The organism is Enterococcus alishanensis, from assembly GCF_019218635.1.
GTDB classification, from domain to species: Bacteria; Bacillota; Bacilli; order Lactobacillales; family Enterococcaceae; genus Enterococcus_A; species Enterococcus_A alishanensis.
In genome coordinates, this window is the sequence record NZ_JAHUZB010000003.1 from 559243 (window position 1) to 580962 (window position 21720).

Below are 21720 nucleotides of genomic sequence, written 5' to 3' on the forward strand. Positions count from 1 at the left end.
CCATCTTTACCATAATGCCAAATCAGTTTTTTTAGTTGGCGCCTGAAAAACTGAATCTATTAAAATTAATTCTTCAGCAGTTAATTTTTTAGTTGCAGATGCAACATTTTCTCGTATGTGTTGTGGGCTTCCGGCTTTAGGAATAGCAATGGTGCTTCCATCTCTGATTGCCCACGCTAACATTATTTGCCCAACACTGATTTCTTGATCATCAGAAATTTTCAAAAGCACGACACGTTGCTCTTCAGTCAACTGTTGCCATTGACCTTTAATCATTGGTGAGTAGGCCATTGTAGTTATCTGGTTTTCCTGCAGATAAGGCAACAAATCAAACTCAGCACCACGATCAATAATATTATATTTAATCTGATTAGTAGCACAGTTTTTGCCTTGTGGTAATGCCAATAGTTCTTCCATGTCTGCAGTATCAAAATTAGAAACACCCCAAGCACGAATTTTCCTAACCTTTTTTACCTCTTCCAAACTAGCTACTGTTTCAGCTAAAGGTATATCACTTTTCCAGTGTAAAAGGTACAAATCTAGTTCATTTATTTTTAATCGTTGTAAACTTTTATCTAAACTTTCCAGTAGTTTTTTTCTGTTAGCATTTTTAGGTAAGACTTTTGATACAACAAACAAATCTTCCCGTTTCTTATTTTTGATGGCCTCGCCAACTAGCTCTTCTGCTTTTCCATCGCCGTACATTTCAGCTGTATCAATCAACTGGATGCCTTGGGATAATCCTTGCTGAATAGCCTCAATTTCATTCTCACGATTCATTGCATGGTCACCTATTTGCCAAGTTCCGATGCCGATAGGAAAAATTTCTTTACTTGCTAGGTTCACTTTCCCAATTTTTTTCACCTTCTATACTTTGATTATTTACACTTTACTCCTTGGAGTTCGGTTTAAGTCAAGAAAAAAAACTAGAACATTAAATTTCTAGTCTCTTTATTTAATCTTATTCATAATCACCTAATAAAGGTAATTCTGCTATTAAATAATTTGCATAGTTTCTTGCGGCGACTGCTAGTTCCGATTCAGAAATGCTTGAAGCTCCGGCCAATACAAATGGTTTAACAAATTTTGTACCAATTAAATTACTTGTTGCTTGAAATGGACGTAGTAAATCATGAACCTCATATTTAAAATTAACCTGACGAACATAATTTTTAGCTGGTGCACCAGGTGAAACAGCAATTAATAATTCTTTCCCTTTTAATGCATTTCCGCTACTACCATAAGCCCAACCGTATTCTAGAACTTCATCTTGCCATTGTTTCAACAAAGCTGGTGAAGAATACCAGTACATCGGGAATTGTAAAACAATCCGGTCCGCTTTCTCTAATCCAGCTTGCTCAACTGCCACATCGATTTTAAATTCTGGATAAAGCTGATACATATTTTTAACAGTCACTTCTGATAACTGTTCTGCCGCCTCTGCTAAACGACGATTGACTGTCGATGCATTTAAATCTGGATGAAATACTAATACGAGTGTTTTCAATCTTTCATAGTTATTTTAATTTTTAATCCCCAGTTAACCAATCTGACACATTATCCTCCATACTATCCATATCATTTTCTGATAAACCAAGACCAGCGTGTACATTTACTCCGCTAGCTAACGATTCAACTTCTTCAACTGCACTATCAATCCCACTGCTACCACTAGTGTAAAAAGGATACACTTCTTTACCTGACAAATCATTATCTGTTAAAAATTTTTGAATTGGTAAAGAAATTGATCCATACCAAATTGGTGAGCCTAAATAAATAGTATCGTAATCTGCTAAAGATGTCTCTATATTAGCTAAGTCAGGTAACGCATCATTTTCTATTTGTTCAGAAACAATATCGGTTACATCAGAATATTCATCAGAATAAGGTTCAGCAGTCGCAATTTCAATCAAGGTGCCACCTGTTTTTTGCTGGATTTCATTGGCAACTTCTGCAGTTGTACCCGTCAATGAGTAATAAATAATTGCAACAGAATTGTCATTGGAAACTGTTGTAGATTCTCTTGTATCAACCGCATCTTCTCCCGTACCGCAAGCGCTAAGTAAAAATAAACCAAGTAATGCGAAAATGATTTTTTTCATGGTCCTTCCTCCTAAATATTTTAAGTTAGCTTTACATTAAAAGAAAAGATCTTCCATTACCAATACTTATTTAGAATCCCAGATATGCCAAAAAAGCATATCAACCGTACGACAAAAAAAGCCAGAGGATAAATTCCTCTGACTCAAAAGTTAAAAATTCTTATTTCACACCGTAAAATGCGATGCCTTCATCTTTCCAACCTTTACTTACAATACCATCTTTTTCAGAAACTGATGTTGTAAACAAGTGAGAACCTGCACCTTTGGCATTAGGATTAAATGCACGGTACACTGCAACACCTTCAGCTTTATCAGCAGAATAGAATGCTACGCCTTCTTTATTCCAACCAGCATTTGCAACTGAATTGTATTCAGCTTCACTAGATGTGTAGAAGTGTTCACCTGAATTTTTGTTGTATAAACGATAGACAGGTGTACCAACTGCTTCATTGGCAGTTTTCCATGCAGTACCTTCATCAGTCCAACCAGCTTTTATGACTCCATCAAACTCAGATTTACTTACAGTGTATAAGTGTTCACCTGAATTTGGATTGTAAGCACGGTATAATTTAACACCATTGTAAACGGCTTTTTCAATATTTACAGTAGTTGTTTTAGTTGCAATGACTGAACTTGTATCAGCTTTACCATCCGCACCTGCTGCATATACCTTAGTAGTAGCAGTATATTTACCAGGGTTTGCTTGTAAGGCTTTCACTAAATCTTCGCCAGTTTTGCCAGCTGCAGCGCCATCTAAATCAACTTCGTAGAAATACTTATCAGCTTCTAAATTAGCTGCTGGAGCGATTGCAGCGTTTTGATCTACGCCGTTATCAGACCATTTTTCATCAGTAGAGTTGATTAGTAATCTTGTTAACATACCATCGCCACCGTAAGCTTCAAACGGAATGACTTGATTAACACCAGCTGAAAATGGTCCAGTAAAGTTAGCAGCACCAACTTTTTCTCCAGAAACAGTTACTGTGTCTTTGATATTTTTAGAAACGGAATTTTGAATACTTTCATCAACAGTTAAAGCAACTGTCTTAGTCGCTACTGGTGTAGATGTATTATCAGATGCATAAACATTAACAGTTGCAGTGTATTTACCTGGGTTTGCTTGTAAGGCTTGTACCAATTCATCACCAGTTTTACCAGCAAGTACGCCACTTAATGAAACATTATAAGTGAATTGGCCAGCAGTAAAGTTTGAAGCAGCAAGTAAGGCTGCATTTGTTCCAGCAGAACCATTATCTGACCATGCAGCATCATCAGAAGCTTTTAATAATCTTCTTGAAATCATGCCATCTCCACCAAAAGCTGAAAAGTCAAGATCTGAATTAATTCCAGCTGTATAAGGGCTGTCAGTTCCTTTACCATTTGTTACATCACTAACTGATAAAGTAGCTTCACTTTTAACTGTATTGTCTAAAGCTGATTGAATATCTGGTATACCAATTTTAAATTGAACTTTTTTAGTAGCAACTTGTGCATTGTTTTGATAAACAGTCACTGTTGCATTTAATTCAGTTGCAGTTGTTTCTTGTAATGCTGTTAATAATTCTTGATTTGTTGTTTTGTCTGCGAATTCAGGATCTGTTAGTTTTACTTGATAAGTATAACCATCTGCTTCCGTTAAGCCTTCCACAGGTAATAATGGAGAATTGCTGCCAGAACCATTATTAGACCAAGCTGCTCCATCTGAAGAGTTTAACAACAAACGAGTAAGCATGCCATCTCCGCCAAATGCAGCAAAGTTGATATCTGAAGATACACCCGCTAAGAAAGGACCGTCAGCTTCAGCTGCTGTAATATCACTTTTAGAAACATAAGCAGTTGTTTTAATATTGTCTTGAACTGCTTTTACAACATCGCTTGAAGTAACTGCTTTGCTAGCTGCAGTAGTAGAAGTCGTTGCGGCTTGAACTTTTGTTTGTCCAGCAACTGCTAATAATCCGCTAGTTCCTAAAACTGCTAATGAAACCAATGAAGCTGCGATTCTTTTTTGTTTGCTTTTTGATAAAGCTCTTGTTTGTTTTTTTAACAAACTTTGATTTTTGTTACTCATGGTAACTCCTCCATTTTTTTACGACCGACCACTCACATAAAATCAGTAATGTCAAAATTAAATCTAACAAATATTACATAAATACATTTATGCTTCGTAAATAAGTCATATTTTTATTTTCTATGAAGTTTACATCGCTTAGGGAAAAATTTTATTTGTCCAAATAATTTGATTTCCTATGTTTTTCATCGCTTCATGAAAAGGATACTACTATTTGTTATTCTTTTTGTAAAATTATATGTTTGCTTAAATTAAGTATTATTTACAGACTATTCTGAGTAAGTATTTATATAATTATCGATCAATAAGAATAAACTCAAAAAAAAATATTATTTTTATTTCAAATGCCTGAATTTATCGAAATGAATCTTATATTGAAATTTTTTATATCAAGCTATCTGAAATTTCAATAGTAAAAAAATTAAATTCCCCTCAATAGCTTGATACTTACGAAAAAAAAAACCAAGCTAAAAAATTAGCTTGGCTTAAAATATCACGCTTTAATTTGATTAATATCTTCAGTAATTATCCAATCGTCCATATTATTTTGACGGTCATACTTAAATGGTTCGATAGCTTCTAAATGATCAATTTCATATAGGGCTAAAAATTTCTTTCCTGCCCAGCGTTTATACTGCGCTTTTGAAAGATTCAATTCCTTTTCATGTTTATCAACAAATGCAGCCGATTCTTCAGGAGTCATCTTTTCAGTTTCTATGACATTTTTAATTACACCACGATGCGTCACCATTTGATTGCCGCCAGTTTCAACAAAATAGACAAGGTCATCGATTTTTGCTCGTCCACCCAATGGACTTTTTCGACCTGCGGCGCCACGAATAATCATGGTTTTTTCCTTATTCAACAATTTTTCTAATTCTTTTCCTTGCTTGTTTAGATAGACTAGGTGTTCAGCCCGTCCTTCTTTGTTCTGATACCATTCACTTACAGCCATTTTTTACCTCCAATTGAATCATTTTAATTTAATTTTATTTCATGCTAAGATAACGCCAAACTAAGAAAGTAGGGATTATCTTGAAAAAAATACGAATTATGTTTTATGTACAAAACGTGGAAACCATCAGCCAATTTTGGCAAGAAAAACTAGGTGCTGAATTGATAGAAAATCAGCCATTGCCAAAGGGATTGTCTAATGCTATTTTAAAAATTTCTGGTGAAATTGAATTTGTGATTTTCCCCCGAGATTTCATTGCTGAGGTTTCGCCGGAGGTTTTAGATAGCACGCCTTCTTTGATGTTGTATCGAGAAGACTTTGAAGAATTGCATGAACGCTTGAACCCATCAGCAGAATTAATGACAGTTGATCAGACTGCTACCTTTAATTTTACCGACCCTGAAGGAAATTATTTCGTGATTGCTAAGGCTTAGTTTATTATAGCAAAAAAATAGACCTGACGGTGGGGTCCGTCAGGTCAGGAGTTAAAAATGAAAAAGTGTTAGGGTTGTTGTTGGTACTTATAATATAAGTCATAAATGTGAAGAAAGTTTGAATTTTTATGGTTAATTTAAAAAAAACTTTATTTGTAAGTTTCTTTCAACAAATTAAAAGCCGTCCATGCTTTAGGCCAACCTGCGTAAAAAGCTAAATGGGTAAACATTTCTACCAACTCTTCTTGAGTGACACCATTTTCTTTAGCAATTTTCAAATGAGCTTCTAGTTGTGGCAAACCTTGTGACATTAAACTAGCGACCGTGATCATACTTCTGTCATGAGCAGAAAGCTGACTTTCCCGCGCCCAGACTTCACCGAATAATACATCATCATTTAATGCCGCGAATTGTGGTGCTAGATCACCTAAGTTATCTCTACCTGCTGTTTGTTTTTTCATGATTATTCCTCCTAAAGTTGATCGTAATGAGTATCTTCAACTGGTTCTAGCCAAACTGCTTTTCCGGCAGTTATTGCCAAATGTTCAAACCAACTATCTTTTTTAGCACCATGCCAATGTTTTACGCCATCATGAGTTACAATAACATCTCCAGGTTTTAAACTTTGAGGCGCTTGACCATCTTCTTGATACCAACCTTCTCCACCAGTTACTAATAAAATTTGAAATCCACCTTCGTGAATATGCCAATTATTTCGACAACCTGGTTCAAAAGTTACATTACCGACACCCACATTCACATCGGGATCGGCAACCAAGGTATTTAAATAACTTTGTCCAATAAAATATTGTGCATAAGCGTCATTTTTTTCTCCAACTGGAAAAATGACGCCATTCTTTACTTCTTCGTTTTTCATATTATAAGCTTCCTTTCTTTAACTGTTTCTTATGACACGTATCACACTGATATTGCATCAGCCAATTATCGATGGCAGTTTGACTTTTTTCAACTTTCGACCCACGAACAGCTAATCCTGTTTTGATTATTGCAGTGGGACAAAGATTCTTTAAATCAACTAAAGAACTTCCTAATGCACTACCTTCATGGGTACAAAAAGGATAAATATTTTTTCCTGAAAAATCTTGCGAGGCTAAAAAGTGCTGCAAAATTTCTGGCATCGTGCCGCACCAGTTAGGATAACCGATAAAGAACTCATCATCATCAACATTTATTGATAAATCGATAAAATCCGTTGTTAATTCTTTTTTATGACAAACCTGTTCAACTAAGGCATCATAATTTTCAGGATAAGGTTGACTCGGTTTCAAAGAATATATTTCAGCATCAATTTTTGCGGCAATGTTTTCAGCTAAAATTGCAGTATTGCCTTTTTCTCGAACTACTTTTTGCCCATTAATAATCGTCTCGCCGCCATGGGAGAAATAAATAATGATTGCCATATTTACTGCCACCTCCTTACTACTTCTTCATCTTAAACCCATATTTGTTATTGGTCTAATACCTTCTTTTTTAGTTATCATAGCTAGAAGGCATGAAAAAACTTCCCGGCAAACTTTGCCAGGAAGTTTTTTACTTTAATTATCTGCTTTTCGTAAACGTTCAATAATCGGTTGTTTTGCGACAAAATAATAACTGATTAGAGGAATGAATATCCCTAAAATCACAAAAATTGGAAATACGATCAGGACTGGAACAATCGTAAATTGGTAACTAAAGAACCACAATACCTTTTCAATCGTCTGACTTAATAATGGTGCTGAAATCAAACATAATCCAAGTGAAACTAAAGCTGCACCGATAGTATAGTACAATCCTTCCCAAACCAACATTAGCTTTAATTGTTTTCCGGTCATTCCGACAGATTGTAAAACTGCAAATTCTCGCCTTCTTGCTAGAATCCCACTCAAAATAGCATTAATAAAATTAAGGATGCCTACTATTCCAATAATTAGACACAATACACCGCCTAATAAAGCAAACATATTCTTCATTGATTCAAATTCTTTAAGATAAGTTTCTTTGCTTTCAAAATCTAACTGTGATTGTTCATTCTCAGTGAAATTTTGCAAATAATTGCTGATTTGTTGATTATCTCTTTTAGATGTATCAAAAGCAAAACTCATAATCCCATCAGAGTTTGAATCTGCTATGAAATTTTTGTCATCCAAAATAAATTGATTTCGACCATAAAATCGATAATCTAATGTATTAGGAATTGTCACCAGCGCTGCAACTTGATATTCAACATCACGATACTCTTTTGACCGTCTTTCCCACTTTCGTTCCTCAGGCTGATTGTCAAAAATTTCTCCAGTGTCAGGATCAAAGTATTCCCACTTATCGGTATAACGAATGGTAACTGTGTCTCCAACTTTAGCCCAATGACTGGCTTTTATAGGACTATCGTAATCATTTTTTTGATACACTGCTGCGATATATTTTTTTGTAGGATCTTTTATTTTTTGAAGATTACCCTTTACAGTAGTAAGTTGTCGCAAAATAAAATCTTCCATACCGTACATATACACATCATCAGCTAATAAGTCTCCTGATCTTTCACTACGATCGATGACAGTATCTAAGTCATGCTGATCGTAAAATAGTTGGTTATTTTTACGGAAGATATCTTCGCTAACAAATTGATGTATATCAGAAAGCACACCATCTTCAGAAGACTGACCGTAAATACGACCGCTATCTGTGATGCCTTTTTGTTGTTTAATTTCTTCGATAGCTTCTTCAGGAACAGTCATATCACTGGTCCAATAAGGTGTATTGACTTGAAAGTAACCAGCATCAGCTACGATATAATCGGTTGTCATTTTCCTCAAATATTTATCCATATCAAAGCCATTCACCAGAGTTGTTGTTAAATTTAGTAATACAACAGCCAAGGATAAAGAAATAACAGTGATAAGTGTCTTTAACCGATTTCTACCAAGATTGGCCCAGGCCATTTTTGCGATTGAAGCACCTTTAGTTGTTTTCCGAATTTTTTTATTTTTTCCGACGCCATCTGTGTAACGTATTGCTTCAACAGGGGAAACTTTAGCAGCTAACTTGCCCGGTCGCCGACAAGAAATAATGACCGTTCCAAAAGAAAAAATTGCCGAGAAAATAAAAATAAGAGGGCTAACAGAAATACTATCTATCGTTACATCATTTAAAATATTTAAAACTGCCGGGGTTAATTTAATTCCGATTAAATAACCAAGTATTAAACCAACTGGAATCCCAATACATGATAAAATAATCCCTTGTAATCGAATCAATCGTTTAATCTGACGTCCTGTCGTTCCAATTGTTTTTAGTAAGCCATAAAAACGAATATCATTAGTCACGGAAATCTGAAATACATTGTAAATAATCAAGTAGCTAGTGATCATAATCAATATTAACAATACGGCTATCGTAATAACAGCCATCGGATCCTGTTCAGAGATTGCTTTGGCGCCAGAATATCCCCAGTTTGTACCAGTAGCAATATAATTTGCTTTATTCTCATTTGTATTTTGAAAGTCTTGATCTTTTAAGACAGCTTTTATTTTATCACCAATACCTATACTATTCCGAAACATTACATCCATCGTCCACAGCGTAGTCAAACCATCATCGCCAATAGTTTGTAATTGATCAAAGATTTGACTAGCACGACTTTCAGGAATTAGGACATGGCTTGCGCTGCTTGCTTCGTCATATTTCCACCAACCAGACAAACTAAATGTTTGCGTTGTTTCCTTACCATCAACTAAAAATTTTAGTGTGAAACGCTCACCAATTTTTGGTTCTATTCCTAGTAATGATAATACTCTCGTATCTGTCGCAGCTTCATTCGTTCCTTCTTTAGGAAGTCGACCTTTTTCAGGAATACTAAAGGTCCATTTAGCATAATTTTGATCGCTATAACCGACCTCAACATGGGCTTTGTTAAAAGGGGCTTCTGTCGGTGAACCAACGAATTGACGCAGACCAAATTTTTTTATTTTTGAATCTTGTTGTAGCTGACCAATTTCATCTTTTGTAACATATTTGAAGCCTGCATGAGCATAACCACCAACTTGCCTGAAATTACTTTGTTGAAAAGCGTGATTGATGGAAGAGCCGATAGTGAACATCGTTGTAAACAAGATAGAAGTTAAAATAATCGCCAAGACAACGATCACATTGCGGCCTTTTTGACGGGTTAAACTGCGTAAACTAATTTTTCGAATAATTTTACGATTAGCAACTTTCATACTGGTCACCCCCCTATTGTTCCACTAACTGACCATCTTCGATCCGAAGAATCCGGTCAGCTAATTGGGCAATCTCTTCATTGTGGGTAATCATTACAATCGTTTGATTATACTTTTGATTGCTAACTTTCAACAAACCTAAAACATCTTGGCTAGTTTTTGAATCTAAATTTCCAGTAGGCTCATCAGCTAATAAAATGGCTGGTTGAGTAGACAAGGCCCTGGCAATTGCTACTCGTTGCTGTTGACCGCCTGATAAATGATTGGGTAAATTTTGTAATTTTGAAGTCAGACCTAACGTCTCAATAATACTATCAATATATTCAGCTTTAGGTGCATAGCCATCTAGTTGGCTTGGTAAAACAATATTTTCGTAAACGTTTAAAACCGGCACCAAATTATAATCTTGAAAAACAAAGCCAATCTTTCTCCGTCTAAAAATGATTAATGCTTCTTTTTTTAATTTAAAAATATCAACACCATCCACTTTGACACTCCCACTAGTTGGTTGATCCAATCCACCTAACATATGTAACAAAGTGGACTTCCCACTACCAGATGTACCAACGATTGCTACAAATTCTCCTTTAGTGATTGTCAGATTGACATCCTCCAACGCATGAACCATTGTATCGCCAGTCCCGTAAGTTTTTGTAAGTCCTCTTGTCGCTAAAATATTCATCTCTAAAACCCCCATAAAAAAAGTCTGTAAGTGCTTCTCTACACTTCAGACTTTAACAAATAAAACTTACCAGAATCTTTCTCCACTACAATAAAATCTAACAAGTTTGTAAGAATTACTTATTTCACTAAAAAAACTGAAAAAGTACTGCCTTCTTCAAGTTTTGAGTCAACTTTCAGATAAGCATTCTCGGCAGCTAAGATCTGCCTTGTTAGGTATAAACCAATCCCTACGCCTTCATTATCTGCCACTGAACTTGAACGATAAAAACGAGTAAATATTTGAGCCAATTCTTTTTCAGAAATTCCAATCCCAGTGTCTGTAATATCAATTCGGCAGAAAAATTCATAGGCTGTCGTTTTTATCGTAATCTTCCCATCATCAGCTGTGTATTTGATGGCATTTTCAACAATATTCGCTAGCGCTTCAGTCGTCCACTTCTGATCGAAAATTGCTTCTTCCTGGGTATTTTCAAGAATGATTTGAATATTTTTTTGTTGCGCATTTTCGTTGAACTGTAATTGCACTTCTTTTAGCATTGGTAAAATTGCCGTCTTTTGCGGATGTAAAGCTAAAATTCCTGTTTCCAAACGAGACAATTTAATCAAAGTAGTAATTAAAAAGTTCAGTTTTTCAGTTTGCTGACTTATTTGTGTAAGATATTTTTGATTCTCGGTAGATAGGTCTGCTTGCTCTGCCAATAACTGCGAATACAATAATAAATTTGTCACAGGTGTCTTGGTCTGATGGGAAATATCAGAAATTAATCGCTTAATTTTCTCTTTTTCATGCGCCATTTGTTCCGTGGAACTGACCGAAGTAGTTAAATACTCTTTCATTTGACTTTCAATCGAAGACAATATGCTTTCATCATAATTAGCTTCATTAAATGTACCTTCTTTAGCTTTCACTAGCATTTGAGACAAGCGATTTAACATTTTTCTAAACCGCCATCGTTGCCAAAATAAAATTATGAGTAAGCAGATAATAATTACCATGCACCAAAACAATAGATTTAAAATCATTTATCCCACCGCCAACTATATCCAAGCCCATAAATTGTTTTTATTTCCTCCACCGCATCCAACTTGTCTCTGAGTCGCTTAATAGTCACCGACAAGGTATTGCCATCAATAAATTCTTGCTCGTTGCCCCAAACTTGATCCAATAACTTTTCCCGCATAACGGTAATTCCACGATTTTCGATTAAAATCCGTAATAGTTTTTGCTCTGTTTTGCTTAGTTCAACAGACTGTTTATTTTTAGAAAAAATCATTTTATTAAAGTCAAAAACGAACTCATCCATCACAAATAATTCTTGTTTTTTCTCTTGCTTACGTCGCAATTGGGTGTTAACTCGCGCTCGCAAAACTGCCAGACTAAAAGGTTTGGTAATGTAGTCGTTGGCGCCATATTCTAAGCCTAAAACAATGTCCATTTCAGTATCATTAGCCGTCAACAATATCACGGGTATATTGAAACTATGTTTGATTTTTTTTAGAAATTCTAAGCCGTTACCATCAGGTAGATGAATATCTAGTAAAACTAAATCTATTCCTTGATTTATAAGAACAGTTTCAGCATCAGCTAAGTTGTTAGATTGAATTATTTGAATTTCCAAATTTTTTAAAGCAATTGATACACCTTCACTAAGCGCCCGATCATCTTCTACAATCAATATTTTGTCCATGTGATCTCAACTTTCATTTGATTCAATTATTATATCATGGAAATAATTTGATTATTTGACTGCTTTATATTTACCCAAAAAAACCAAGAACCTATTTAAAGATCCTTGGTAATTAAAACTTAATTTGCTCTTTTCTTCCGATACCAAACAAATCCACCTAAAACAATCAACATTAATTTGGTTTTAATACCAGTTGCTTGGCTGGGTCACTGATGATGTTGACGTTCCAATTGTTGTCTATCTGTCCTTAGAATAGAACCACCTCGCACTGTTGCATTATATACAAAAAATTATTTCTTATGACTCTTCTGTATGTCTGCCTACATAATAAGGTTGCGTTCGACTATCTCTATTAACAATGCTTCTATTGAAAGTGTAACCAGCTAAAACTTTGCTTCGTACTGAGAACAATTCCCCAATTTCATCAGTGTAAGATTCTGTTTTAGCGAGTTCCATAACGGATCCATCTTGATATTTGACGATAAAAAAATTTTTTCACATTAGATTCTGGATTGATAATTTTCTCTGATTAAATCAATCGTATGATTTGAAGATTAGCTTTAAAAGTAAAAGGGACTGGCTTCTCAAAAACTTTGGTGTCATTTTCTGTCAGCGCATGAAAATAAACATAACCTTTAGTATTCTTTGTAGTAATAGTGTTATTTAAATTTACTTTACTATTAATGGTGCGAATCTACCAATGATCGACTTTAAGATAATGCAACCAGCAACAATAAAAAGTGCAGTTTTTGAATCATAGATAATGGGAATATTCCATTTGAACATTTGTACGACTGTAATTACCAACGGGATTACACCAAAAATGTAGCCCACAATTGTGAGAGGATGCATTGGAGCGTTACTTATAAACTTACCGATGGTCGGCATTATCATACACATTGCAAATCCGATTATGCCCAAAGTAATCACTGCTGTTCTTGGTCCGTTGATGAATAATATTTGTTTATTCGATAATCCCGCATAAACAATCAAACCGGTAATAATCCACTCCACTATCAATATTCCAATTCCCTTCATTATTTATCACTACTTAAATAGATTGCATTGAACTGTCTAATATGTTTTTCTAAAAAAATTAGGGCTTCATCATACTTTTCGGGCTGATTGTCGTATTTAGATAGCAATAAATAAAGAGGTGAATAAAACTGCACTGCCATAATCATTGGATCAACATCAAGATAAATTTCATCTTTTATTAAATTAGTAAATACACCTGATATATAATCTAAACCATTGTCTATTATCAATTCATGAAAAAATTTACCTGCTTCTGTTGTTCTATATTGCTCTATAGTTAGCATTCTACGTAATTGCGAACCATATTCTGTTTTGAGATAGAATTGGAACATTGTAATACTGATGCGGAATAATTCCTCTCTGAGATCATTTTCTTTTGAAAAGATATTGGTCATGCTCTCAGGAGGCATAAAAGTAGAAACTTCTTCTTGATAACGACGTTCGATATCTTTGAGAATTGAATCAAAAATGTCTTGCTTATTATTGTAATGTTTGTATATAGCGCTCTCTCGGATTCCGATTTCTTTTGATATGTCTCTAATGCCGACCCCATCATAGCCTTTTTCAGAAAATAACTTTAATGCAACTAATAGAATAACTTCCTTCGTATCCCGCGTTTTATTTTTTGGCATAATATCCTCCTCAAAAAATATAGTGATCGATCGTTCACCATTATTATAGTGAACAATCGATCACTTGTCAAAAAAGAATTAAATTGACTTTCTCGAGTGATTTTTAAGTAGTTAACCTTTTTGCTTATTAAGTCTATAATTTCTTAATTATCTGTAATAATCACATCAGAAGCTTTAATCTCTTCACCAAAAAATGGTTTTAAAGTTTCATCATATGCGGTTTCAAAAAAGCCATCTTTATCTAACTTAGTGATTTCTTTATTGGTCCATTTTAATAATGATTTATTACCTTTTTTGACTGCAGGATTAATTGTTGATACTTCCCCGATTTCTTTGATCCCTACTTCATAATCAGGATTATCTTTGACCCAAGCGTATAAATAAGTATTGTCATCTGCTAGTGCATCTGCTCGACCATCTGTTAATGCTTGGAATTGTTGACTTTTTGAGTCAAATTTTTCCAAGTTTACTTCTGGTTGTTCTTTTGTAAAATAAGTTTCGGCAGTGGTTCCTTTTGTGACGATTAAATCTTGGCCTTTTAATTGACTGGCTTTAGTAATAGCATCAGATTTTTTGGAAACAACACCAATCCCAACTTTCATGTATGGTTTAGCGAAATCAACTACTTTTTCCCGCTCTGGAGTTTTCGTGAAATTGGCCAAAACAATATCAACCTTATTTGATTTTAAAGCGTCGACTCGTTCTTCCGCGTTAACTGTGACAAATTCTACATCGTCTTCACTGCCGATTAAATCTTTTGCTAATTGTCTTGCCAGATAAACATCGTATCCTTGATGATTTCCTTCGTCATCTAAATAACCATACGGAGATAAGTCACCAAAAACGGCTACTCGTAATTTCCCACGCTTTTTAATAGCTGAAACAGAAGATTTATTCTCTGCTGCTTGGACTGGTTGATTGCTACTAATAATTAACGCTCCCAACGCAACTGTTGCTAAAACGGCACCTAAAAATTTCTTTTTCATATTTACATCCTACTTTCTTTTTTTATAATTTAGAGAAGTCGAGACTTCTTAAAAACGTAATCGCTCTTTCTGTTTGGGGATTTTCAAAAAATTCCTCAGTAGCGGCTTCTTCGACTATCTCCCCATCCGCCATAAAAATAATACGATCGCTAACTTGTTTAGCAAAAGCCATTTCATGGGTGACAATCAATAGCGTTTTGTCTGTTTCCGCAAGTTCCAAAATAACTTCTAACACTTCTCGGACATTTTCTGGATCCAACGACGCTGTTACTTCATCAAATAGCATCAAGCTAGGATTCATTACCAAACTACGGACAATTGCTACTCGTTGTTTTTGACCCCCAGAAAGTTGGCGGGGATAATCATTGGCCCGGTCTCTTAAACCTACACGATCTAGCCACTCCAAGGCTTCATTTTCAACCTCTGCTGCTTTTCTATTTTGAACTTTAACTGGGCCGACTTTGAGATTTTCTAAAACCGTTTTATTGGGGAATAAATCGTAGCTTTGAAAAACCATTCCGATTTCTGGTCGGACTTTCTGCCAATTTTTTTCTGTTAATAGTAATTGCTGATTTTTAAAAAATATTTCTCCTGAAGTAATGGTTTCTAGACCATTTAAACAGCGGAGTAAAGTACTTTTCCCACTGCCTGAGGGACCCAATATAGCCACTACTTCTCCTGGTTGGATAGTTAAATTAATTTCTGATAAAACTTCTTTATCGCCAAATTTTTTGACAATTTTATATGCAGATAAAAGTGCTTCGGACATTAGCTGCTCCTTTCTAAATAACTGGCGAATTTACTTAAGGGATAGCATAAAATAAAATAAATACAAAAGATAATGCCATAAATCCACAGGCTTGCAGTAGGCACCTCAATCGTGTAGTTTTCAATAATTTGTTGACCTACTCGAATCATTTCCGTGACACCTATCATCATTAGTAAACTGGTGGTTTTTATCACTCGCGTGACTAAATTGATGGTGGTAGGAATAATAGTTTTTAATCCTTGCGGCAACAAAATCTCCTGATACAGTTGGATCCGATTAAAGCCAAGAGATTTCCCAATTTCAATTTGATTCTGACTGACATTTTCCAATGCACTACGAGTCAAATCACTCATTTCCGCCGATATCCATAAAACAAAAACCAAAATCGAGACGGTTTGATTTGATATTTGCCAATTAAACATTTCTGGCAATAAATAGTAGAAAAGAAATAATAAAACTAAAAGCGGTACAATTCGGAAAATTTCCAAATATAGTTTAAAGATAATTCGAATAAATGGATTGCGACTGGTTCGTATCATGCCAAAGACAATACCAATTGCTAGACCTAACACTAAAGAGATGGCCGAAATTTTTACAACTTCCCAAACACCACCTAACAATCTAGTAAAATTACTGCCTTGAAAAAGGAGTTCATACCCGGCGATTTTCATAGCCCACACTCCTCTCTAACAAATAAATAAGTAGTACAATCGGCAAAATAAGTACTGCATAACTTATGACTAGCATAAATAAAAATTCCCGAGTCATATAAAACATCCCAATTAAATCACGAGTCGTATTGGTCAAATCCATGATGGCAATCGCACTAAATACGGAAGTTTCTTTTAATAAGAAAATACAGTTAGCACCAATACTAGGTACTGCTAACGGCAATCCTTGCGGTAAAATAATTTCTTTCGTAAGTTGATACTGATTAAAGCCAATCGATTTTCCTGATTCAATTTGAATTTTCGGTACATACTCAAAACTACTACGGAAAGACTCCGCCATGTAGGCCGCACCTAAAAAAGTTAAACCGATAATGGCTGCCACATTTTTATCAATCGGTAAACCAATTTTTGGTAGTCCATAATATAGAAAGAAAATTTGAATTAGCAATGGTGTATTCCGGGATAATTCTGTATACATGATTGCTAATCGATTGATTAGGGGGACTTTAAAATAGCGAACCAAGGCAATCAAAAAACCGATAATAATAGATAGAACAATTCCCGCCAAACCCAACCCAAGCGTGATTTTCATAGCTGTCACATATTGGGGGATATTTTCTTTAATAATTGCAAAATCCATTTGTTCCTCCTTCCAATAAAAAAATCTCTTTGCCATCATTGACAAAGAGACGAATTTTCGCTAAACCACTCTTGTATAATATATACCTCGACCACTCCAAACGAAGTGCGGTCAGTTAACGGTGACTACCGTCTAAAAAGCGTCAACTATTTAGAAAACTCCGAGCTCATCTTCACTCAAAAAATCTCTATCCTCTTTCTCACCTGCCGAGGTCTCTGTTATGGGCTTTTTTAAGTTACTCTTCTCTTCAACATTTTTAATTATTTACTAATCATATTATAATCCTAAGAAAACTTTTGTCAAACTTAAAAATAACTCATCTATAAGTAAAATTAGCTTTTTTTAGCTGTTTTATCGAATTATAAAAAACACCTATGTCTATCTATAAGATAAATCAATAGATAGAATTTCTTTTATTTCTGAAATGAATTCAATCGCTGCAGAACTTTTCTTACGTTGCGAATTAGTCACTGCAATCAATTGATGAGTTAAACTATCGCCAAAAGGTTTTAAAATAATTTCTTTTTTGATGAAACCTGCTACTATTCCTAAACCAGACGCATATGCATCAGACTCTGCTAAAAGATTCATCAACGTTCCACGATCATTTGTATATAGACTAATCTGATTCTTATTGATTTCTAGCGGATCTTCATCAAAATGACTAAATCCTTGTTCTTCTTGAATAAAACGCACTTGTGGAAACTCTTTTAAATCATTAGACTGAATGGTTTTCTTAGTACTCAATGGATGGTCCCGGCGTAAAAAAATCTGGGTTTTAAATTCACCAAGGACTTCGTAAGAAAGCTTTTCTTGTTTAAAATATCTAGTTAAGGTTTGCTGGTTTTTCTGATCTAAGTAGATAATCCCTACCTCACTTTCAAAATCCCGTAAGCTTTCTAAAATTCTCTTAGTGGTCGTCTCGATTAATTGAAAACTTTGAATCTCTTGTTGAAACTTGTTGGTTACTTTCAAAAATGGTTGAGATAAAAAATCGTAATGCTGACTGGCCACAATAAAACTTTTCTGTTTCTCTCCTTGGTAATGATTTTCTAGCATTGAAACTTGCGCTAAAATACGATGGGCATAAACTAAAAAATCACTGCCTTCTTCAGTCAGCAATACCCCAGACTTAGAGCGAGTAAACAATGAAATCCCTAATTCACCTTCTAAATCTTTGACTGCACTGGATAAACTTGGTTGGGTCACAAATAAATCTTTGGCGGCTTGGCTAAAGCTACCAGCTTTAGCAATTTGAATCACGTATCGACAATGTTGTAAATTCATTTTATTTACTCCTATTCAAATACTTTTAAGGCTTCGATTAAATCAGCTATCAAATCATCACTATCTTCAATTCCTACTGATAAGCGCAATAAATCTGCAGTTAACCCGTAGGATTCTCGCAATTCTTGCGGAATGTCGGCGTGAGTTTGAGTGGTTGGATAAGTAATCAAGCTTTCTACACCGCCAAGACTTTCCGCGTAAGTAATTACTGCTAATTTTTGTAGAAATTGACTGATTTTATTCTCATCTGCCACTTTAAAACTGATCATCGCACCTTTATCAGGATAAATCAGCGCTTTTAAATGTTTGACTTTAGCTAGTGCTTGGGCAACTTTTTTTGCATTTTTTTCTTGTTCTTCAAAACGTAATTTAAAAGTTTTTAAACTGCGAATAAACAGCCAGGCATCGAAACTTGATAAAGTGGGGCCTGTCGTATTGGATAGCCAGGTCAATTTTTCTGCTAATTCACTAGATTTACTGATGATTACCCCCGCCAAAATATCATTGTGTCCAGTTAAAAATTTGGTTCCCGAGTGAAGAACGATATCAGCACCTAAATCCAATGGACGTTGCCCTAATGGTGTTAAAAATGTATTGTCCACAATCAATGGCGCATCATTTTCGTGAGCTAGAGCAGCAACTTTGGCAATCGATACTTCTTGCATTAATGGATTCGTCGGTGTTTCCAAAAAAACAGCCGTAATAGCCGGTGAAATTTGTTTTTCAAAACTTTCTAAATCATCAAAATAATGGAAAGAAGCAACTTTCCGCTCAGCCAGATCATCAAAATAACGGTAGCTACCACCATATAGATCCCGGGAAACTAAAAATTGACTACCATTTGGAAATAAATTAAATATTAATTGAACTGCCGCCATACCAGAGCTGGTGACAACTGCACCGGCACCGTTTTCTAATTCGGCTAGACCACTTTCTAAAATATCACGGGTAGGATTTTTCGTACGAGTATAATCAAATCCTGTACTTTCTCCAAGTTTTGGATGAGCAAAAGTAGTTGATAAATAGATGGGTGCACTAATAGCACCTGTTTGTTGATCTGATTTGTTGCCGATTTGGGCTAATTGAGTGGCTAATTTAAATTTTGTCATGATTGTCTACTCCTTTTTTTAGCTGATCTACCACGATTAATCTGTCGACAGCAATTTTGATATTTTTAGGTGAAGTAGCTAAATTAATTCGGATACAGCTTTTACAATCTTCAGAAAACCACTCTCCGTAATCAATCGCCAATTGTGCTTTATCTTGAATATAATATTTGACTTTTTCTTTAGGAATCCACTGACTTAAATCTAACCACAAAAGATAGGTTCCTTGTAACTCACCCACAAAAATTTCAGGAATTTCAGTTTGTAAACGGTCTTTAACATAATGATAATTTTCTTCAATCACACCTAAAAATGCTTGCAGCCACTCGTCTCCAGTTTGATAAGCGGTTTTGGCTGCCAATTGTCCTAACGAACTGTTTTCCGTTTGTTTATTTCTACTGGACCACTCTGCGAAAATTTCTCGATTATTTTTACTGGGAATCCAGATGTGGGCATTTAATAAAGTCGCCATGTTAAAAGTTTTCGATGGTGCATTGCAAACAATTAACGATTTTAAGTTGCTAGCTGCCGTAATAGCCGAGGTAAACTGTTGATTGGATAAAATTAAATCTGAATGAATCTCATCAGCAATGACTAACACTTGATATTTCTCGCAAATTGCCAAAACTTTTTCTAGTTCCTCTCTTTGCCAAACCCGTCCAACGGGATTATGAGGAGAACAGAGAATAAATAATTTTACTTTGTTGTCCCGAATTTTTGTTTCAAAATCAGCGAAATCAATTTGGTAAATCCCATCATTTAAAATCAAGGGATTTGTTACCAAGCTTCTTTTTTTGTCGCTAATCGCATGATAAAACGGATAATAGACTGGTGGCTGAACCAAAACAGCATCTCCCTCTTCAGTAAAGCAATCAATTAAATCATATAGCGCTTGAACAACACCCGTTGAAAAATGTAACCACTCAGCTTGAAATTGGGTTCCCGCGTGACGTTTTTGCCAACCATCATAAGCTTTAAAATAATCTACTGGTACGGTTGAATAACCAAAAATACCATGGGCAATACGCTCACTTAAAACATTTTTTACCGTTTCCGGTACTGAAAATTCAGTGTCTGCTACCCATAAAGGTAATAAACCAGCATCTCCGTAACGTTCTTGTAAAGCATCAACCTTCAACGAATTGGTATTATTTCGTTCTGTATAATAAGTCTCAATAAATTCTGCTGTGTTCATTTTTACTGCCACCTTTCAAATTTTAAATAAAAAAAACGCCCCTTTGTCATCATAGACAAAGGGACGAAATAATCCGTGTTACCACCCAAATTTGTATTATAAAAATACCTCAGCCGTTCCAAATGAAACGCGGTGAAATATCGGTCACAACCGTCTAACAAGCGTGAACTTGCTAAAAACTCAGAGCTCATCTTCACCGACTACTCACAATACCCTTTCTCACCAACCGGGCTCTCTTTGCTTGCCTTTCATCTGCTACTCTTCTCTTCAACGTTTATTATTTAATGAAATTATAATCTTATTCCCATCTTTGTCAAGAGAAATTATTGGAAGGATTCTTGCATTCTTTTAATAAATCCATCAACTACCGCCGAATTCACACGATGTTTTTTCCAAACAAAGACGCTATAGGTAGAGATTGGAGGATCCAATGGTATAAATTTTGTAGTTCCTGTACGATGATGTAATTCTACGCCACTAATCCCAAAAGCTGCACCAATATGATTTTCAACTAAAGAAAAAACATTAAAACTCAAATTAAAATTCCCGCGAATGTTCAGTTCATCAATCGTTGTCCCCGCCCAATCTGCTAATAATTTTTGCGGCTCCGGCCTTTGTGGCATAATTAAAGGCAAACCAATAATATCTTTAGGTTTTAAAACTTTATTTTGACTGATAAAGGCGGTCTGATCTACCCAAATACCCCAAACTTCTTTTCGCGGTAACGGCAAGCGGTGATATTTTTCTGTCGGTACTGGTTCAATTAAAATGGCGACATCTAACAAACCTGCATCTAATTTATCACTGATTTCATCACTGGTATTACTGAAAATATTAAAAGTGACTTGCGGATAATCAGATAAAAATTCCTCTAGTATCATTGCCAAAGTATCTGAATTATCTCCTTCGATACACCCAATACTAATATGTCCACTAAATAATTCTTGTCGTTGATGTAAAAATTCTTGTTCTGTTCGTTCAGTTAACTCGATGATTTCCTCTGCCCGCTGTTTTAAATAGCGACCTGCATCAGTTAATATTAAACGTTTATTTTCGCGGATAAATAAAGGCGTCGCTAATTCTTCTTCCATTTCTTTTAGCTGACGACTTAAAGTTGGTTGTGTAATATGTAAGGCTTGCGCCGCTTTGGTGATATTGCCATATTCGGCAATTGTCCAAAAATAACGATAACTTCTTAATTCCATTTTTTTCTCCCAAACAGTTTCTTTTTATTATAAAGAAAAAATC

General features: G+C 35.1%; 23 protein-coding genes and 1 other annotated feature. Of the genes, 1 reads left to right on the top strand and 22 read right to left on the bottom strand.

Features of this window, described 5'->3' with window-relative positions; genetic code table 11:
• Nucleotides 1-6: 6 nt before the first annotated feature.
• From KUA55_RS09785 to KUA55_RS09805, 5 genes are all read right to left on the bottom strand, one after another.
• On the bottom strand, nucleotides 7-864 hold the full coding sequence (locus KUA55_RS09785; protein WP_343214716.1) for an aldo/keto reductase: 858 nt from the start codon (nucleotides 862-864) through the stop codon (nucleotides 7-9).
• A gap of 97 nt (nucleotides 865-961) precedes the next feature.
• Nucleotides 962-1507 carry an NAD(P)H-dependent oxidoreductase gene (locus KUA55_RS09790; RefSeq protein ID WP_218326007.1) on the bottom strand — a complete coding sequence of 182 codons (546 nt, stop codon included), beginning with the start codon at nucleotides 1505-1507 and terminating at the stop codon, nucleotides 962-964.
• 22 nt (nucleotides 1508-1529) lie between these two features.
• The gene (locus KUA55_RS09795; protein WP_218326008.1) at nucleotides 1530-2102 is read right to left on the bottom strand and encodes a flavodoxin; all 573 of its coding nucleotides are present in this window, start codon (nucleotides 2100-2102) and stop codon (nucleotides 1530-1532) included.
• A 160-nt stretch (nucleotides 2103-2262) separates the two neighbouring features.
• Nucleotides 2263-4170, bottom strand: a complete 1908-nt coding sequence (locus tag KUA55_RS09800) for an SSURE domain-containing protein (protein WP_218326009.1) — start codon at nucleotides 4168-4170, stop codon at nucleotides 2263-2265.
• A 493-nt stretch (nucleotides 4171-4663) separates the two neighbouring features.
• Nucleotides 4664-5125, bottom strand: coding sequence for a hypothetical protein (locus tag KUA55_RS09805; protein ID WP_218326010.1), 462 nt, complete (start codon nucleotides 5123-5125; stop codon nucleotides 4664-4666).
• Between the two features lie 80 nt (nucleotides 5126-5205).
• On the opposite strand from KUA55_RS09805, the gene KUA55_RS09810 reads away from it, so the two are divergent.
• Nucleotides 5206-5559, top strand: a complete 354-nt coding sequence (locus tag KUA55_RS09810; protein ID WP_246601461.1) for a VOC family protein — start codon at nucleotides 5206-5208, stop codon at nucleotides 5557-5559.
• Nucleotides 5560-5708: 149 nt separating this feature from the next.
• Here KUA55_RS09810 and KUA55_RS09815 read toward each other — a convergent pair whose 3' ends face one another.
• From KUA55_RS09815 to KUA55_RS09895, 17 genes are all read right to left on the bottom strand, one after another.
• Nucleotides 5709-6020 (bottom strand): carboxymuconolactone decarboxylase family protein, encoded by a 312-nt coding sequence (locus KUA55_RS09815; protein ID WP_218326011.1) that lies wholly within the window; start codon nucleotides 6018-6020, stop codon nucleotides 5709-5711.
• 11 nt (nucleotides 6021-6031) lie between these two features.
• Nucleotides 6032-6436 (bottom strand): cupin domain-containing protein, encoded by a 405-nt coding sequence (locus KUA55_RS09820; RefSeq protein WP_218326012.1) that lies wholly within the window; start codon nucleotides 6434-6436, stop codon nucleotides 6032-6034.
• 1 nt (nucleotide 6437) lies between these two features.
• Nucleotides 6438-6980 carry a flavodoxin gene (locus tag KUA55_RS09825; RefSeq protein ID WP_218326013.1) on the bottom strand — a complete coding sequence of 181 codons (543 nt, stop codon included), beginning with the start codon at nucleotides 6978-6980 and terminating at the stop codon, nucleotides 6438-6440.
• Between the two features lie 135 nt (nucleotides 6981-7115).
• Entirely contained in the window at nucleotides 7116-9776 is a 2661-nt protein-coding gene (locus KUA55_RS09830; protein WP_218326014.1) for an ABC transporter permease, read from the bottom strand.
• Between the two features lie 13 nt (nucleotides 9777-9789).
• Complete coding sequence (locus KUA55_RS09835; RefSeq protein WP_218326015.1) at nucleotides 9790-10458, bottom strand: ABC transporter ATP-binding protein; 669 nt, start codon at nucleotides 10456-10458, stop codon at nucleotides 9790-9792.
• 119 nt (nucleotides 10459-10577) lie between these two features.
• The gene (locus KUA55_RS09840; RefSeq protein ID WP_218326016.1) at nucleotides 10578-11483 is read right to left on the bottom strand and encodes a sensor histidine kinase; all 906 of its coding nucleotides are present in this window, start codon (nucleotides 11481-11483) and stop codon (nucleotides 10578-10580) included.
• The gene (locus tag KUA55_RS09845) at nucleotides 11480-12148 is read right to left on the bottom strand and encodes a response regulator transcription factor (RefSeq protein ID WP_218326017.1); all 669 of its coding nucleotides are present in this window, start codon (nucleotides 12146-12148) and stop codon (nucleotides 11480-11482) included. Before KUA55_RS09845 ends, KUA55_RS09840 begins: the two co-directional genes overlap by 4 nt.
• 669 nt (nucleotides 12149-12817) lie before the next feature.
• The gene (locus tag KUA55_RS09850; RefSeq protein ID WP_246601462.1) at nucleotides 12818-13186 is read right to left on the bottom strand and encodes a hypothetical protein; all 369 of its coding nucleotides are present in this window, start codon (nucleotides 13184-13186) and stop codon (nucleotides 12818-12820) included.
• Nucleotides 13186-13818 (bottom strand): TetR/AcrR family transcriptional regulator, encoded by a 633-nt coding sequence (locus KUA55_RS09855; RefSeq protein ID WP_218326018.1) that lies wholly within the window; start codon nucleotides 13816-13818, stop codon nucleotides 13186-13188. Before KUA55_RS09855 ends, KUA55_RS09850 begins: the two co-directional genes overlap by 1 nt.
• 143 nt (nucleotides 13819-13961) lie before the next feature.
• Nucleotides 13962-14804: a transporter substrate-binding domain-containing protein gene (locus KUA55_RS09860; RefSeq protein ID WP_218326019.1), complete on the bottom strand. Its 843-nt coding sequence runs from the start codon at nucleotides 14802-14804 to the stop codon at nucleotides 13962-13964.
• Between the two features lie 22 nt (nucleotides 14805-14826).
• On the bottom strand, nucleotides 14827-15573 hold the full coding sequence (locus tag KUA55_RS09865) for an amino acid ABC transporter ATP-binding protein (RefSeq protein WP_218326020.1): 747 nt from the start codon (nucleotides 15571-15573) through the stop codon (nucleotides 14827-14829).
• Complete coding sequence (locus tag KUA55_RS09870; RefSeq protein WP_218326021.1) at nucleotides 15573-16244, bottom strand: amino acid ABC transporter permease; 672 nt, start codon at nucleotides 16242-16244, stop codon at nucleotides 15573-15575. Before KUA55_RS09870 ends, KUA55_RS09865 begins: the two co-directional genes overlap by 1 nt.
• On the bottom strand, nucleotides 16225-16884 hold the full coding sequence (locus KUA55_RS09875; RefSeq protein WP_218326022.1) for an amino acid ABC transporter permease: 660 nt from the start codon (nucleotides 16882-16884) through the stop codon (nucleotides 16225-16227). Before KUA55_RS09875 ends, KUA55_RS09870 begins: the two co-directional genes overlap by 20 nt.
• A 378-nt stretch (nucleotides 16885-17262) precedes the next feature.
• Nucleotides 17263-18171: a LysR family transcriptional regulator gene (locus KUA55_RS09880; RefSeq protein WP_218326023.1), complete on the bottom strand. Its 909-nt coding sequence runs from the start codon at nucleotides 18169-18171 to the stop codon at nucleotides 17263-17265.
• Between the two features lie 11 nt (nucleotides 18172-18182).
• A complete protein-coding gene (locus tag KUA55_RS09885) occupies nucleotides 18183-19280 on the bottom strand; it encodes an aminotransferase class I/II-fold pyridoxal phosphate-dependent enzyme (RefSeq protein ID WP_218326024.1) in 1098 nt (365 codons plus the stop codon).
• Nucleotides 19267-20472: a MalY/PatB family protein gene (locus KUA55_RS09890; RefSeq protein ID WP_218326025.1), complete on the bottom strand. Its 1206-nt coding sequence runs from the start codon at nucleotides 20470-20472 to the stop codon at nucleotides 19267-19269. Before KUA55_RS09890 ends, KUA55_RS09885 begins: the two co-directional genes overlap by 14 nt.
• A 56-nt stretch (nucleotides 20473-20528) precedes the next feature.
• Nucleotides 20529-20752: a binding site (T-box leader), on the bottom strand.
• 43 nt (nucleotides 20753-20795) lie between these two features.
• Complete coding sequence (locus KUA55_RS09895) at nucleotides 20796-21677, bottom strand: LysR family transcriptional regulator (RefSeq protein WP_218326026.1); 882 nt, start codon at nucleotides 21675-21677, stop codon at nucleotides 20796-20798.
• Nucleotides 21678-21720: the final 43 nt, after the last annotated feature.